Here is a 16,433-nt window from a genome sequence, read left to right as displayed (position 1 = left end):
TTAAGGAGGTATGGGTCTGTGAAAAAAGAAAGTATATTTACAAAATGTTCATTAGGCATTTTAATAGTATCCCTTTTGGTATTAGTAAATGAGTTTATTCAACTAATACCGACTCATTCTACACGTTTAGAAGGACTATTATTATATTTCGGACCATCTATATTTGCAATTATTGGTGGAATCCTTTCAATAATTGGATTAATTAAACATAAAACAAAATTAGGGGTATTTTTAATAGCAATTAATGTTATATTACTATTTTGGCCAATGATTCTTATGTATGTAGGAACTCTCATTTGGGGAGTATAAAAATTCATAAATGTTGTAAAATATAAAAGAGAAGCAGAAGGCAATAACGTGCTAATTATAAAATTAATTAGCATGTTATTTTTATTTGTATAAGGTTATCTAAAGCATAAAAGAGCGATGCATATATCATTGTAGATAAACTCGAAGTTTGTTATAGATAACAAGTTTAACTATTCTATATTATGTAAGGTTGACTTGATATGGAAATAAAATAATGTTATATTTTACAATATAATGTTAACATTATGGAGGCGTCAATTAATGAAAAATAGAGTAAAAGAATTTCGTGAATCACTTGGATTAACACAAGAACAATTAGGAGAACTTATAGGTGTATCAAGACAAGCAATTAATTCCATTGAAACAGAAAAATTTGAGCCGTCTATATGGTTAGCTTATGATATTTGTAAGACCTTCCACAGTCCTATAGAGGAAATTTTTCTCTTTAAAGAAAGTGTAAGAAAATCAAGAGCACAACAAAGTAGGGGGTGTATTTTAAATGGCATTAAGACAAATTAGACTTTTCGATGATGAAATATTAAGAAAAAAGAGCAGAATAGTTGAATTGGTAGATGATAAAATAAGACAAATACTAAGTGATATGGCAGAAACTATGTATAATACAGAAAATGGTGGAGGATTAGCAGGCCCACAAGTAGGAATATTAAAACGATTAGTTGTAATAGATATGGGGCAAGGACTTATAAAACTAGTTAATCCAAGGATAATTAAGCATGAAGGTATTCAAGAAGTTACAGAGGGATGTTTAAGCATTCCAAATACATTTGGAAAGTTAAAAAGACCTGCAAAGGTTACTGTGCAAGCATTGAATGAAAATGGTGATGAGATTATATTGACTGGTACAGGAGATTTAGCAAAATGTTTTTGCCATGAAATAGATCATTTAGAAGGCATTCTTTTTACTGATTTAGTTACTGAATATATAAAGTAATGTTATTGAATTTATAAACTTAATAGAAGTTGATAAATAATATTATTAACGTTCTTAAAATGGTAGGATATTATCAATTCTAAACCTATTATATCTCAGCAGAGGTAGAGTAGCTCAATAAAATGGGGGTAATCTATGGAGGGGGAGAGCACATGATATTTAAAGAGTTTGGAAATAGAAGTATGCCTGTTATTATTTTTCTTCATGGGGGTGGATTGTCTTGGTGGTCATGGAAACCACAAATTGAGGTTTTACAAAAAAAATATTATATTGTAACACCTATTATTGATGGACAAGGCGATGCATTTGATACCAATTTTATAAGTATAAAAAAATCGGGTGAGCAGGTTATTAAATATATAAAAGACAATTATAATGGAAAAGTTTTTGCAATCTGTGGTCTATCTATCGGTGCTCAAATAACTGTTGAAATACTTTCTAGAGAAAAAGATATTACGGATAATGCTGTTATAGAAAGTGCTTTAGTTTATCCAATGAAGCTTGCAAGTGCATTAGCTGTACCAATATATAATATGTGTTATGGGCTAACTAAAAAAAGGTGGTTTGCAAAGCTACAGGCCAAGACACTAAACGTACCAGATGATTTGTTTGAGACCTATTATGAAGAAAGTTCAAAAATTACGAAGGAATCATTAATAAATATTACTAAAAGTAATGGGAATTATCCAATGCCGAAAACTTTGTGTAATACAAAAGCAAAAGTATTAATATTAGTTGGTGAAAAAGAATTATCAATAATGAAAAAATCTGCTTCGCTACTTCATGAAACTATTAATGGCAGTTTTTTGAAGATAATAAAGAAAAGTGGACATGGAGAAATAAGTCTAATCTATCCAGAGAAATATCTTGATTTACTGCAACAACTTTTTTCGAATAATATAAAAGAATAATAATCTATATGTGTTTATGAATCCAAACCTATTGATATGGAGAGTTAAATATTATTTATATTTTGCTAAAGTGAGGTAAATTAAATATGGAACATAAAAGTGTAAAATCGGAGCGTGGGACAACTCATTATTGGATAAACAAAATTGAAAATGCAAGATGCATTGTTTTCACACATGGGTTAACTGCGAATCATATGATGTTTGATAAACAGGTTGACTATTTTTCAAATAAATATACTGTTATTACATGGGATGTCCCTTTGCATGGAGAATCTCGTCCTTATACTAATTTTTCTTATGAAAATACTGCTATAGAATTGAAAACAATACTTGATGGTGAGAATATTCAGCAGGTAATATTGGTTGGCATGTCAATGGGTGGATACCCAAGTCAAGAATTTGCAATACAATATCCAGGTAAAGTAACTGCGTTTATTGCTTTAGATACTACACCATTAGGCTTGTGCTACTATTCTGTATTAGACAGATGGTGGTTGAAACAGGTTGAACCCATAGCAAGATGTTTTACTGATAAAAGGTTGCGTAATAGTATTGCAAAATCTGTTTCAAAAACACAATATGCTTATGATATGATGCTTAAAATGCTAAAGCCTTTGAGCAAGTCAGATATTGTTGAACAAATGGGCATAGCTTATGGTAGAGTTTTTGATAGAAAAGAATCAGTACATTATAATTTCCCTGTTCTAATTTTGGTGGGTGAATATGACAAAATAGGAAAAGTAAAGCAGTATTGTGAAGCGTGGTCGAAAAAAGAGGGCTATCCGCTTCATATAATCAAAGGTGCGTCACATTTTTCTAATGCGGATAATTATGATGATGTTAACAAAGAAATAAATAATTTCATTTGTGGATTATGAGCATAATCAATAATTACAGTTAAGTTGCTTTGGTTATATAAATCAAAATCAAGAAATAAGGTTTTATAATTTTAGGGAGGATTAATATGAATAAAATTAACTGTTTAATTTTAGAAATGTTTAAATTTGATGAAGGCGCGCCAGAATTAATCCAACATTTTATAAAGGTACATGCGTTTGCAAAGCTGATTGGTAGCATGGAGAAAATTTCATCTTATAACATGGAAATTTTAGAGGTGGCCGCTATTGTTCATGACATAGGGATTAAAGTTTCTATGAAAAAATATGGAAAATGTAATGGTAAGCTTCAGGAAAAGGAAGGACCTATTTACGCAGAAAAATTGTTAAACAGACTTGAATTTAAGAAGGAGGTAATTGAGAGGGTAAGTTATTTGGTAGCTCACCACCATACTTATTCAAATATTGATGGGATTGATTATCAGATTCTAGTAGAGGCAGATTTCCTTGTGAATTTATATGAAAATCAAAATGATAAAGAGACTATACAAAATACTTATAATAAAATTTTTAAAACTGAATCAGGACGAAAACTTTGCTTTGAAATGTACATAATAAAAGATTAAAAACTTGCTAAATGGAGCTATTTTCCCTACAAATACCTATGAACCAGGTAAATTAGATTTAGCCACGTTGAAAAAACGTATTTTTTCAGAATGGATTCAAACTGCAAAATATAAAATTTTAGATGGTGGCAACTTCGAAATGTATTGTATGAATAATAAAGGCGAAGAATTTTGTGAATTGTGGTATCGAGTAGAAGAAATATAGGCTATGAATAGAAGAGTAGAAATGTTGGCGATACCCATAATTTGAATTAAAGGAAACTTAAAATTTAGCTATCATTTTATAGGTTGTAAAATAATAAAGATAAGCAGAAGGTTTAACATACCCTTCCGCTTATCTTTTATTTCTAAAATACATACCATCGGATATCCTATCGAGTCTGAGCCGATTGTCCTTAGCTTTTCCCAACTATTGTTTTTAAAAATTTATGTTTTACTACCATGTTTTGTTACTATACGATTTCCGTTCCAAAGGAACGGAAGAGCCCCTTTTTCTAAATGTAGCAACACATAATAAAATGAACTTCCTCTGGAAGTGGATTGAAATAAGAAGAGCAGAAACAATTGAAATCCCATTTAGAAATTCTTCTTTTGAAAGTAAAAATCCACGTGAGCCTGGCAGAAGGCCAGGCTAGCGAACCGGCTGCAAGCCGAATGTGAGCGATAGAGAATTTTTACTTTCAAAAGATTAGAATTTCTTAAAGGAATTTCATGTTTCAAACTTTTATTTCAATTCGCGTAAGAGGAAGTTCATTGGATTACACTTTTTATTTAGAAGTTAGGTAACCTTCATTCATTAGAAGCTCAGCAGATAACACTGCACCACCAGCTGCACCACGTAGAGTATTGTGGGATAAACAAACAAATTTATAATCAAATATTTTGTCTTCTCGTAGTCTACCAAGTGATATTCCCATACCTTTTTCAATATTCCTATCAAGGCGCGTTTGAGGTCTATCATTTTCCTCAAAGTATGTTAAGAACTTTTCAGGAGCATTTGGAAGCTTCAAATCTTGAGGTTTTCCTTTGTAAGTTGCCCATTTTTCTAAAATAGTTTCTTTTGATGGTTTCTTTTCAAAGGAAACAAAGACAGCAGCTAAGTGACCATCAGCCACAGGAACCCGTATGCATTGAGTTGAAATTATAGGTGCCTTTGCATTAACTACTTTATCATTTTCTATATGACCCCAAATCTTTAGAGGTTCCTGTTCACTCTTTTCTTCTTCTCCACCTATATATGGGATAACATTATCAATAATTTCTGGCCAGTCTGAGAAAATTTTACCTGATCCAGATATAGCTTGATATGTGCAAACTAATATTTTTGTAGGTTTGTATTCTAGAAGAGCACTTATAGCAGGGACATAACTTTGGATTGAGCAGTTTGGTTTTACAGCAATAAAACCTCTCTTAGTTCCCAGTCTCCTCCGTTGTACATCGATTAATTTGAAATGGTCTGCATTTATTTCTGGAATAACCATTGGAACATCTGGAGTACTTCGATGTGCAGAGTTATTTGAAATTACAGGAGTTTCAGCTTTGGCATAACTTTCCTCAATTGCTCTTATTTCATTTGCTGGCATATTAACAGCGCAAAAGACGAAATCTACCTCACTGCTTATTAAATCTACTTCGTTTATGTTTTTTATTACTATATTCTTGACGTTTTCAGGCATTGGAACATCCAATTTCCACCTTTTATTTACTGCGTCAAAATAAGTTTTACCCACAGAGTTCTCACTAGCAGCAATAACAGCTATTTCAAAATAAGGGTGATTTTCAAGTAGTGTAACAAGACGTTGACCAACAAATCCAGTTCCACCTAATAATCCGACTTTTAGTTTTTTCATTGTATTAATACCTCCGATTCTAATGATGTATAAATGTGTAAAATTACAAATATTGCACATGAATAAACTCATACTCATGTTATATTGGGAATAGTAATAATAAACATAAAAATTTTATATGTTACTATTATAAATGATTATAATGTTAAAAAGTATATACTTCAAGCAATTTATTATATAGAATGGTTATGGATGAAAAATTTATGACTTTATAATGAAGTAATAAGTCATATAATTTTCCATAAAAAGACTAAAAGAAATGGGGAATAAAGTTGGCTAAAAATGACAAAAACAAAATAAAACTATATGGATTTAACAACCTAACAAAATCATTAAGTTTTAATATTTATGATGTTTGTTATACAAAAACAACTGAGGATCGAAAGAAATATATAGAATATATTGATGAACAATATAATGCTGAGAGGTTAACAAAAATTCTCACGGATGTTACGCAAATGATAGGTGCTAGTGTATTAAATATTGCGAAGCAGGATTATGATCCACAAGGAGCAAGTGTAACATTACTTATTTCAGAGGAAGAAATTCCATTATATGTGGTAGACCCTTCTTGTAATAGGGGGATTCTAACTCCAATTAGGGAGAATATTGTAGGGCATTTAGATAAAAGTCATGTAACGGTTCATACTTATCCTGAAAGTCATCCTCAAAATGATATAAGTACTTTTAGAGTTGATATAGATGTAGCTACTTGTGGTGAAATTTCACCATTAAAAGCTCTAAATCATTTAATAGATAGTTTTGATTCAGATATTATTACTATTGATTATAAAGTTCGTGGGTTTACTCGCGATATGGATGGTAAAAAACATTTTATAGATCATGAAATTAATTCTATACAAAATTATATTGCTAAAGAAACAATTGATAGGTATACCTTAATGGATATGAATATATATCAATCAAATATATTTCATACAAAAATGATATTAAATGACTTTGAACTTGATAATTATTTGTTCGAGATTAAACAAGAAGATTTAAATGAGGATGAAAAAGCGAGTATTGTTGCAAAACTTGAAAAAGAAATGAAAGAAATATTTTATGGTATGGATATTTCTAATGATTAATGTTATATTAATGTTATATTAAAAATATGTAGGAATAATATATAAAAACATACAGAAAACACATAAAAAGCATATTTAAATAAATGACAATTAATTGATTTTGTTAAATATTTAAATGTGCTTGAATAATAAAAATTACTCTATTATCTAAACGATTTCAAAATTTATTGAAATAAAAATAATTAATTCTATAATTATTTTAAAAAATTAATTACAATTTTTACCACACATCTACTAATTTATATGGTATAATTTATAATATATTGTAAATATGTTATTAAAAACATTTTAAATAAATAAAAGTAAATAAAGTAAAATTTTGTTTGATAAAAATTTAACATATGATATTTATACTTTAGTGATGTGTTTACTATTATAGGAATCAAAGAAGATTCGTATAAATTATAATTTGTTTAGGGTTTGAAGGGGGGAGATATGAACAACGTAGAGGCTTTCTTATCTCATAGACATGAATTTAATAGTTACAAATTTATGGGATGTAAACTTAAAATAAAAAATGGCGAAAGGGGAGCTGAATTTTCAGTATGGGCACCAAATGCAAAAGACGTGATGGTGGTTGGGGATTTTAATAATTGGGATGGGTATAAGCATTCCATGAAAAATATAGGAAAATCAGGTTTCTTTAACATTTTTATCGAAGAGATCAAAGATGGTGATTTATATAAATATAAAATAATAACAAATGATGGAAAAGTACTTTTTAAGGCTGACCCATATGGAAATTGCAGACAAGCTTCTTAGTTGTGTAATATACATGGGATATGCTCATATAGAATTGCTCCCTGTGATGGAGCATCCATTGGATTATTAAAGAATATATTACTTAATTAGTAAATTGCGTGGAAGTATTTAATAGTGATAACAGTATGTTTGGTGGTAATAATAAGTTAAACAATAAACCTTATTGTATAAATATTACGCTGCCAGCATTATCTATAATTTTTATAAAAAAAGAAAAGCATGATGTTTTATTAAAAACAAGTATATATTAGGTCACGATAGCTTAAGTATAAAAGGGGGAAGATTAGAATGGTTAAAAAAGAGATGATAGCTATGATACTCGCAGGAGGTCAAGGATCACGCCTAAAGCAATTAACGAAAATGACGGCAAAACCTGCAGTACCATTCGGAGGGAAATATAGAATTATAGATTTTTCTTTAAGTAATTGTTCTAATTCTGATATTGACACAGTAGGGGTTCTCACTCAATACCAACCATTGGCACTGAACTCTCATATAGGAATAGGCGCTCCTTGGGATTTAGATAGAAGAAATGGAGGGGTGAGTCTTCTTCCACCTTACCAAAGTGAAGACGGTGGTAATTGGTACAAGGGGACAGCTGATGCGATATTCCAAAATACAAATTATATTGATAGCTTTGACCCAGAATATGTTCTTATTTTATCAGGAGACCATATTTATAAAATGGATTATTCAAAAATGTTAGATTATCACAAAGAAAAGGGTGGCGATGCCACTATTGCGGTAATAGAAGTCCCAAGGGATGAGTGTAGTAGATTTGGAATAATGAATACTCTTGAAGATGGTAGCATATTTGAATTTGAAGAAAAACCCAAAGATCCTAAAAGTAATTTGGCATCTATGGGAGTTTATATTTTTAGTTGGCCAGTACTTAAGCAACTTTTAAAAGATGATAACCGTGATGAAATATCTAGTAATGATTTTGGTAAAAATATAATACCAAAAATGTTAAACAATGAACAGAAGTTGTTTGCATATCATTTCAAAGGATATTGGAGAGATGTTGGTACTATTGAAAGTTTTTGGTCGGCTAATATGGATTTATTATCTGATGATAATAAACTTGATATGCACGACGATAAATGGAGAATATATACAGTTAATCCAATGCTTCCACCACAATATATAGGACCTGATGCAATTATAAATAATGCAATGCTTAATGAGGGGTGCACGGTACTTGGTGAAGTAAATAATTGTGTTCTTTTTCAAGATGTACATGTTGGAAAAGGATCGAAGATATCCAATTCAGTTATTTTGCCTAATACTAAAATAGGAAATAATGTGGTTATAGATAAAGCGATTATAGGAAGCGATGTTGTTATAAGACGTAACTCATATATTGGCAATGGTCGAGATATTATTGTTATAGAAAAGGGTCGTGAAATTAAAGCTGATTTAAAGGTAGTAAGTAAATTATAAAATTAAGGAGGTGTCAAAATGCTTAAAAACTATATAGGAATGTTAATGTTAAATGAAGAAGAAGATAATATTAAAAGTCTTACAAAATCAAGACCTATAGCATCTATACCAATAGGTGGAAGGTATAGAATCATTGACTTTGTGCTTTCAAATATGGTTAATTCGGGTATTCATAATATAGGTATATTCACAAACACAAAATCTAGGTCTTTAGTTGATCATGTAGGTTCAGGGAAACCTTGGGATTTAGATAGAAAACTAAATGGATTATTTGTATTTAATCTTACATCAGAAAGATCGCAATTAAGGGATATAGACGTATTAAGTAGTAATATGGAATATATATATAGAACTAAGCAAGAGTATGTAATAATATCTTCTTCATATATGATATGTAACATGAATTATAATGAGGCAGCTAAGTACCATGAGCAGTCCGGCAGTGACATAACTTTAATATACAAAAAAACAAATAATGGAAAAAAACATTATATGAATTGTAGTACATTATATATTGATGAAGATAACAAAGTTTTGAGCATTGGTAAAAACATAGGTTCTGAGGAAAAATTAAATATATCAATGGAAATGTTTATAATGAAAAAGACCACCCTTATAAGTATTGTAAACAGGTGTATTCAGACAGGAAGTTATAATTCAATAAAGACGGCTATATATAATGAAGTATCAAAATATAACGTAAATGCATATGAGTTTAAGGGTTATCTTCAGTGTGTAAATTCGATTCAGAATTATTACAAAACCAGTATGGACATGTTAAACGCTAAAATAACCAAGGAATTATTTTTTAACAATGGCCGAATATATACAAAAAGTAAAGATGAAGCTCCTACTAAATATTTTAATGGGTCAGAAGTTAATAATTGTTTGATTTCAAATGGATGTATTTTGAAAGGGAAAATAGAAAGAAGTGTAATTTCAAGAAGGGTTACTGTTGAGGCTGGTGCTGTTATTAAGAATTGCATAATATTTCAGAATTGTGAAATAAAAAAAGGCTGTAAACTCACTAACGTTATAATTGATAAAAATACTGTTATAAGTGAGAATACAGTACTTGAGGGTGATGAAGAGTTCCCAGTTGTTATAGAGAAAAAAATTAGAACGTAAAAACATTAAATTTAGGAGACAAACAAACAACTACAATAATATGTTATTTGTTTGTTTAAAGTGGGGGGTTTATATGAAAGTATTATTTGTGGCGTCGGAAGCGTATCCTTTTATAAAAACTGGAGGTCTTGGGGATGTGGCATATGCGTTACCTAAGGCTTTAAGAAAAATTGGAATAGATGCAAGGGTAATTATACCTAAATATAGTAACATTCCTTTATCATTTAGAAGTTGCATGGAGAACATAGCTTCTTTTAATGTAGAGGTTGGATGGAGAAATAAGTATTGTGGATTAGAACATTTAATGTACGATGGAGTTCCTTATTATTTTGTAGATAATGAGTATTATTTTAAAAGACCTAACATTTATGGAGATTATGATGACGGTGAGAGGTTTGCTTATTTTTCCAAAGCAGTGCTTGAAGCAATAAAATATATGGGAGATTTTAAACCGGATATAATTCATTGCAATGATTGGCAATGTGGTCCTGTACCAATACTCCTTAAAGACAAGTATAGTGAAGATAATATATATAATAAGATAAAGAGTGTATTTACTATACACAATTTGCAATATCAAGGAATATTTCCAAAAGAAGTATTAGGCGATCTACTAAATTTGGATTGGAAATATTTTAATGAAAATGAAATGAAATTTGATGACTCTGTCTCTTTTATGAAAGGTGGAATTGTATTCGCAGATGCTGTAACTACAGTAAGTAAGACATATGCAAAAGAAATTCAAACTCCTTTTTATGGAGAAAGACTAGATGGATTATTATCTTCAAGGTCAAGTAACTTATATGGAATAGTAAATGGTATAGATTATGAAATCTATAGTCCTAAAGTTGATAAAAAAATATTATATAATTACGACATTAAAAATGTAAAACAAAAGGCTAAAAATAAATTAAAGCTTCAGGCAAAACTAGGGTTTCCAGTAACTGAGGGTATACCGATGATAGGGATTGTTACAAGACTTGTAAAACAAAAGGGTTTAGATCTAATTGTGGAGAAATTACAAGAACTCCTTAGTCTTCCTATTCAAATAGTATTACTTGGTAATGGTGATGAATATTATGAGGATATATTTCAGTATTATGCTTCTATTTATCCAAGTAGAATATCCACAAACATTATTTTTGATGAAGGATTAGCACAGCAGATATACGCTGCTTCAGATATGTTTTTGATGCCATCATTATTTGAACCTTGTGGTATAGGTCAACTTATAGCGTTGAAATATGGAAGTATCCCAATAACACGCGAAACTGGAGGACTTAAAGACACAATTATTCCTTATAACAAATATACTGGTAAGGGTAATGGATTTTCTTTTAATAATTATTCTGGTAAAGAATTACTTGAGACTATAAATAGGGCTCTCGATTTGTACAAAGATAAAAATTCGTGGAACAAATTAGTTCAGAATGCTATGAGTTCAAATAATAGTTGGGAAAATTCGGCTAAAAATTATATGAAATTATATAGTAATCTAAAAAAATAATGGTTAGCATTTAAAAAAATAATGTTTATTTTTTAATATGTTATGCACATAAGCGAAATCTAAAATTTTAGGTGGTGAATGTTGTGGTGATTGATAAAAAGATGTTTAAAATGGATTATATAGAAAAACTACAAACAATGTTTGCAGAAGAAGCAGTTGATGCTTCCCCTTTGCATCAATATTATGCGTTAGGTGCACTCATAAAAGATTATTGTGCAAAGCCTTGGATAGAAAGCAATAAGGAATATGCAAAAAACAAAGGAAAACAAGTATATTATTTTTCTATGGAATTTTTGGTTGGTAGATTATTAAATAGTAACCTAGTTAATCTCGGGCTTAAGGATATATGCGAGCAGGCACTTCACGAACTAGGAATTAATTTGATTGAGGTAGAGGATATAGAAGCAGATGCTGGGCTTGGTAATGGTGGACTTGGAAGACTAGCAGCATGTTTTTTAGACTCTATGGCGTCGACGCAGGTACCAGGTCATGGCTGTGGCATAAGGTATAAATATGGATTATTTAAACAGAAAATAGAAAATGGTTATCAGGTAGAGGTTCCTGATAATTGGTTAAAAAATGGTAATGCATGGGAAATAAGAAAAGAAAATAAGGCTGTCGAAGTAAGATTTGGAGGAGATGTGCATTTAGAGGATGAGAATGGGGTAACAAAAGTTATTCATAAAAATTATGAATGTGTACGTGCAGTGCCTTATGATACTCCGATAAAAGGGTATAAAAATAATACTGTAAATACTTTAAGGCTTTGGAGTGCCGAAACTATGGAAGAAGATTTTGATTTTTCATCCTTTAGTCAAGGTAACTATGTAAAAGCTGGAGAGAATAAATATTCAGCAGAAGCTATCTCACAAATTTTATATCCGGATGATAGTTATGAAAAAGGGAAATTATTAAGACTAAAGCAAGAGTATTTTTTTGTAAGTGCTGGGCTTCAAAGTATTATAAAAAATTATAAAAAGAAGAAAATATCGCTCCTTGAGTTTCATAAACACGTTGCAGTGCAAATAAATGATACTCATCCTGCAGTAGCGGTGGCCGAGCTAATGAGACTTCTAATGGATACGGAGAACTTATCTTGGGATGATGCATGGTACGTTACAACAAGAACTACAGCCTATACGAATCATACAATTATGGCAGAAGCATTAGAAAAATGGCCTGTGGATATGTTTAAAAAATTACTTCCAAGAATTTATATGATTGTTGAAGAAATAAATAGGCGTTTTTGTAATGAAGTTTATCATAGGTATAATGGTGATTGGAGCAAAGTAAATAATATGTCTATTATTTATGATGGATATGTACGAATGGCATACCTTGCAATTGTAGGGGGACACTCTGTTAATGGAGTAGCAAAACTTCATACAGAATTATTAAAACATCAAGAACTTTCCAATTTTTATGAATTTTTTCCGCAAAAGTTTAATAACCAAACTAATGGGATAACTCATAGAAGGTGGTTACTAAATTCCAATGTTCAGCTTGCAAAACTTATAACAGAAACTATTGGTGATAGTTGGATAAAAACTCCGAATGATCTTAATAAATTAATGGATTATGCAAAGGATTCAGCTTTTCAAGAGAAAACACAAATTATAAAAACAAATAATAAAATAAATTTTTCAAATCATGTATTATCAAAGTATGGAGCTTCAATAGACCCGAGTTCAATATTTGATGTTCATGTAAAAAGAATGCATTCATATAAAAGACAAACTTTAAATGTACTTCATATAATGTATTTATATAACCAGATACTAGCAAATCCAAATATTGATATGGTTCCAAGAACTTTTATATTTGGGGCAAAAGCGTCACCTAGTTATTATATAGCAAAACAGACTATTAAGCTTATTAACACTTTGGCAAGTAAGATAAATAATGATCCTATAGTTCGCGGAAAAATAAAAATATTATTTCTTGAAAATTATGGAGTGTCACTTGCCGAGAAAATCATTCCTTGCGCAGATGTAAGTGAACAGATATCAACTGCATCAAAAGAAGCCTCAGGAACTGGCAATATGAAATTTATGATGAATGGTGCTATAACAATAGCTACTTTAGACGGAGCAAACGTAGAGATATTTGATGCGGTTGGAAAAGAAAATATTATATTATTTGGTCTTACCTCCCAAGAAGTAATAGAGTATTATAAGAATAAAACTTATAATTCTTATGATATATATAACAATGATTTGAGAATAAAAACCATATTAGATCAATTGGTAAATGGATTTTTAGAAACACCTAAAACGGAATTTGCTGGTTTATATGAGAGTTTGCTAACTAATAATGATGAGTATTTTGTGCTAAAAGATTTTGATGCGTATGTTAATGCTCACAGTGAGATTGATAGGTTATTTAGGCAAAAAGCTATTTGGCAACAAATGTCAATTATAAACATTTCCAAATCTGGTATATTCTCTAGTGATAATACTATAAAAAAATATGCAAAAGAAATTTGGGATACGCCACCTGTTAATATTAAGTTGTAATTTAACTACAATGCTATGCTAGACAATTATCTAGTATGGCATTTTTTTATAATCGTTGTTGACAAATTGTATATATTAATCTATGATTTTGATAAAATGAAATAGAATTTGACATGTTTTGTGTGATATAGGATCTAAAAAATGTAGAAAGGAGAATACTATCATGAAAAAAGAAATGATAGCAATGATACTGGCAGGTGGTCAAGGATCAAGATTAAAACAATTAACAAAAATGATAGCAAAACCTGCAGTCCCATTTGGAGGAAAGTATAGAATTATAGACTTTTCTTTAAGCAATTGTTCTAATTCAGGTATCGACACAGTGGGAGTTCTTACTCAATACCAACCTTTAGCATTAAACGCACATATAGGCATAGGGGCTCCATGGGATTTAGACAGGAGAAACGGTGGAGTAAGTCTCCTTCCACCTTACCAAAGTGAAGATGGTGGCAATTGGTACAACGGTACAGCCGATGCTATATTTCAAAATATAAATTATATTGATGATTTTGAACCAGAATATGTCATTGTTTTATCGGGGGACCATATTTATAAAATGAATTATGAAAAAATGCTAGATTATCACAAAGAAAAAGGCAGTGATGTTACTATTGCAGTGATAGAAGTACCAGATGATGAGTGTAGTAGGTTTGGAATAATGAACACAAGGGAAGATTACAGAATATTTGAATTTGAAGAAAAGCCTAAGAAACCTAAAAACAATTTAGCTTCTATGGGAGTTTATATTTTTAACTGGCAGGTTCTTAAAAAACTTTTAAAAGAGGACAATCTTGATAAACAATCTAGTAATGATTTTGGAAAAAATATAATACCAAAAATGCTCCAGAATAATCAAAAATTATATGCATTCCCATTCAAAGGATATTGGAGAGATGTTGGTACTATTGATAGTTTTTGGTCCGCTAATATGGATTTGATATCTGACAATAATGAGCTTGATATACATGATGACAAATGGAGGATATATACAGTCAATCCAATGCTTCCACCGCAATATATAGGGCCGGATGCAAGTATTAATAATGTTTTGTTAAATGAGGGTTGTACTGTGTATGGAGAAATAAATAATTGTGTGCTTTTCCAAGGAGTACATGTTGGGAAAAATACTAAAATCACTAATTCAGTTATTCTGCCTAATACTAAAATTGGAAATAATGTGGTTATAGATAAGGCTATTATAGGAAGTAATGTTACCATAAGACGTGATTCATATATTGGAAATGGAAACGATATTATTGTTATAGAAGAAGGGGCCGAAATTAAAGCTAATTCAAAGATATTAACTAAATTATAAAATAAACGAGGTGATAAAATGCTTGAGAATTATATGGGAATACTAATGCTAAACGAGAGAGAAGATAATATTAAAAGCCTTACAAAATCAAGACCGATAGCAGCTATTCCTATAGGTGGAAGATACAGAATTATTGATTTTGTACTTTCAAATATGGTTAATTCGGGTATTCATAATGTAGGTCTATTTACTAATACAAAATCTAGGTCACTAGTTGATCATCTAGGTTCAGGGAAACCTTGGGATTTAGATAGAAAACTAAATGGACTATATGTATTTAATCTTACATCAGAAAGATCGGAGTTAAGGGATATAGATGTATTAAATGATAATATGGAATATATTTATAAATCAAAGCAGGAATACGTAATAATATCTTCTTCATACATGTTATGTAATATGGATTACAATGAAGCGGCTATTTATCATGAGCAATCGGGTAGTGATGTAACAGTATTATATAAAAAAACAAATAGTGGGAAGAGTGATTATTTAAGTTGTAGTACATTATATATTAATGAAGAAAATAAAATCTTAAGTGTTGGGAAAAACATAGGGTCATCTGATAAGATAAATATATCAATGGAAATGTTTATAATGAAAAAAAGCACTCTTATAGATATTGTGAAAAAAAGTAAAGAAACAGGATATCATAATTCAATAAAAGCAGTTATCTATGAACATATTTTGAAACTCAACGTAAATGCATTTGAATTTAAAGGATATATTAAGCGTATAGATTCTTTGAAAAATTATTATACTGCTAGTATGGATATGTTAAATACTAAGGTAACCAAAGAATTATTTTTTAGCAATGGGTTAATTTATACAAAGAGTAAAAATGCGGCTCCTACTAAATATTTTAATGGAGCAAAAGTAAATAATGCTTTAATTTCAAATGGATGTATTTTGAAGGGTAAAATAGAAAATAGTATAATTTCAAGAAGGGTGACCATACATGAGGAAGTAGAAATTAAGAATTGTATAATATTTGAAAACTGTGAAATTAAAAAGGGGTGTAAGCTCACTAATGTAATTGTGGATAGAAATGTAATTATGTGTGAGAATACAGTGCTTAATGGTTCAGTTGACTTCCCTGTAGTAATAGAGAAAAAAGTCGAACCATATCAATTTTAAAAATAGATATTGATTTAATAAAATAAATGTTGTAATATTGTAATAACAAG

Annotated in this window: 16 protein-coding genes; 15 read left to right on the top strand and 1 reads right to left on the bottom strand. The window is 30.1% G+C overall.

Annotated elements, in window-relative coordinates:
• Positions 1-18 precede the first annotated feature (18 nt).
• From KPL44_RS00365 to KPL44_RS00335, 7 genes are all read left to right on the top strand, one after another.
• The gene (locus KPL44_RS00365) at positions 19-309 is read left to right on the top strand and encodes a hypothetical protein (RefSeq protein ID WP_216246395.1); all 291 of its coding nucleotides are present in this window, start codon (positions 19-21) and stop codon (positions 307-309) included.
• A gap of 261 nt (positions 310-570) precedes the next feature.
• Entirely contained in the window at positions 571-828 is a 258-nt protein-coding gene (locus tag KPL44_RS00360; protein WP_216246393.1) for a helix-turn-helix transcriptional regulator, read from the top strand.
• Positions 809-1,261, top strand: a complete 453-nt coding sequence (gene def / locus KPL44_RS00355) for a peptide deformylase (RefSeq protein WP_216246391.1) — start codon at positions 809-811, stop codon at positions 1,259-1,261. The genes KPL44_RS00360 and def overlap by 20 nt, the downstream gene beginning before the upstream one ends.
• Before the next feature lie 152 nt (positions 1,262-1,413).
• On the top strand, positions 1,414-2,172 hold the full coding sequence (locus tag KPL44_RS00350; RefSeq protein WP_216246390.1) for an alpha/beta fold hydrolase: 759 nt from the start codon (positions 1,414-1,416) through the stop codon (positions 2,170-2,172).
• 86 nt (positions 2,173-2,258) lie between these two features.
• Positions 2,259-3,050, top strand: coding sequence for an alpha/beta fold hydrolase (locus KPL44_RS00345; protein ID WP_216246389.1), 792 nt, complete (start codon positions 2,259-2,261; stop codon positions 3,048-3,050).
• Positions 3,051-3,136: 86 nt separating this feature from the next.
• Positions 3,137-3,634 carry an HD domain-containing protein gene (locus tag KPL44_RS00340; RefSeq protein WP_216246388.1) on the top strand — a complete coding sequence of 166 codons (498 nt, stop codon included), beginning with the start codon at positions 3,137-3,139 and terminating at the stop codon, positions 3,632-3,634.
• Between the two features lie 67 nt (positions 3,635-3,701).
• On the top strand, positions 3,702-3,839 hold the full coding sequence (locus KPL44_RS00335) for a GyrI-like domain-containing protein (RefSeq protein WP_216246387.1): 138 nt from the start codon (positions 3,702-3,704) through the stop codon (positions 3,837-3,839).
• Between the two features lie 562 nt (positions 3,840-4,401).
• On the opposite strand, the gene asd is transcribed toward KPL44_RS00335, so the two are convergent.
• Complete coding sequence (gene asd, locus KPL44_RS00330) at positions 4,402-5,484, bottom strand: aspartate-semialdehyde dehydrogenase (protein ID WP_216246386.1); 1,083 nt, start codon at positions 5,482-5,484, stop codon at positions 4,402-4,404.
• A 272-nt stretch (positions 5,485-5,756) separates the two neighbouring features.
• On the opposite strand from asd, the gene speD reads away from it, so the two are divergent.
• The 8 genes from speD to glgD (KPL44_RS00290) all read left to right on the top strand — a co-directional run bounded on the left by speD (position 5,757) and on the right by glgD (KPL44_RS00290) (position 16,383).
• A complete protein-coding gene (speD, locus tag KPL44_RS00325) occupies positions 5,757-6,575 on the top strand; it encodes an adenosylmethionine decarboxylase (RefSeq protein WP_216246385.1) in 819 nt (272 codons plus the stop codon).
• A gap of 435 nt (positions 6,576-7,010) precedes the next feature.
• Positions 7,011-7,337 carry a hypothetical protein gene (locus KPL44_RS00320; protein ID WP_216246384.1) on the top strand — a complete coding sequence of 109 codons (327 nt, stop codon included), beginning with the start codon at positions 7,011-7,013 and terminating at the stop codon, positions 7,335-7,337.
• Between the two features lie 288 nt (positions 7,338-7,625).
• Positions 7,626-8,780: a glucose-1-phosphate adenylyltransferase gene (locus KPL44_RS00315; RefSeq protein WP_216246383.1), complete on the top strand. Its 1,155-nt coding sequence runs from the start codon at positions 7,626-7,628 to the stop codon at positions 8,778-8,780.
• Positions 8,781-8,798: 18 nt separating this feature from the next.
• Positions 8,799-9,908: a glucose-1-phosphate adenylyltransferase subunit GlgD gene (glgD, locus tag KPL44_RS00310; protein ID WP_216246381.1), complete on the top strand. Its 1,110-nt coding sequence runs from the start codon at positions 8,799-8,801 to the stop codon at positions 9,906-9,908.
• A 73-nt stretch (positions 9,909-9,981) separates the two neighbouring features.
• The gene (gene glgA / locus KPL44_RS00305; RefSeq protein ID WP_216246379.1) at positions 9,982-11,415 is read left to right on the top strand and encodes a glycogen synthase GlgA; all 1,434 of its coding nucleotides are present in this window, start codon (positions 9,982-9,984) and stop codon (positions 11,413-11,415) included.
• A gap of 83 nt (positions 11,416-11,498) precedes the next feature.
• Positions 11,499-13,931, top strand: coding sequence for a glycogen/starch/alpha-glucan phosphorylase (locus KPL44_RS00300; protein WP_331701824.1), 2,433 nt, complete (start codon positions 11,499-11,501; stop codon positions 13,929-13,931).
• A 160-nt stretch (positions 13,932-14,091) separates the two neighbouring features.
• Entirely contained in the window at positions 14,092-15,246 is a 1,155-nt protein-coding gene (locus KPL44_RS00295; RefSeq protein ID WP_216247082.1) for a glucose-1-phosphate adenylyltransferase, read from the top strand.
• Between the two features lie 18 nt (positions 15,247-15,264).
• Positions 15,265-16,383: a glucose-1-phosphate adenylyltransferase subunit GlgD gene (gene glgD, locus KPL44_RS00290; RefSeq protein WP_216246377.1), complete on the top strand. Its 1,119-nt coding sequence runs from the start codon at positions 15,265-15,267 to the stop codon at positions 16,381-16,383.
• The last annotated feature ends 50 nt before the right edge of the window (positions 16,384-16,433 follow it).

This window comes from Clostridium sp. DSM 17811 (assembly GCF_018861905.1).
In the GTDB taxonomy this organism is placed as follows: Bacteria; Bacillota; Clostridia; order Clostridiales; family Clostridiaceae; genus Clostridium_AD; species Clostridium_AD frigoriphilum.
This window is presented reverse-complemented; position numbering and strand designations above follow the sequence as displayed.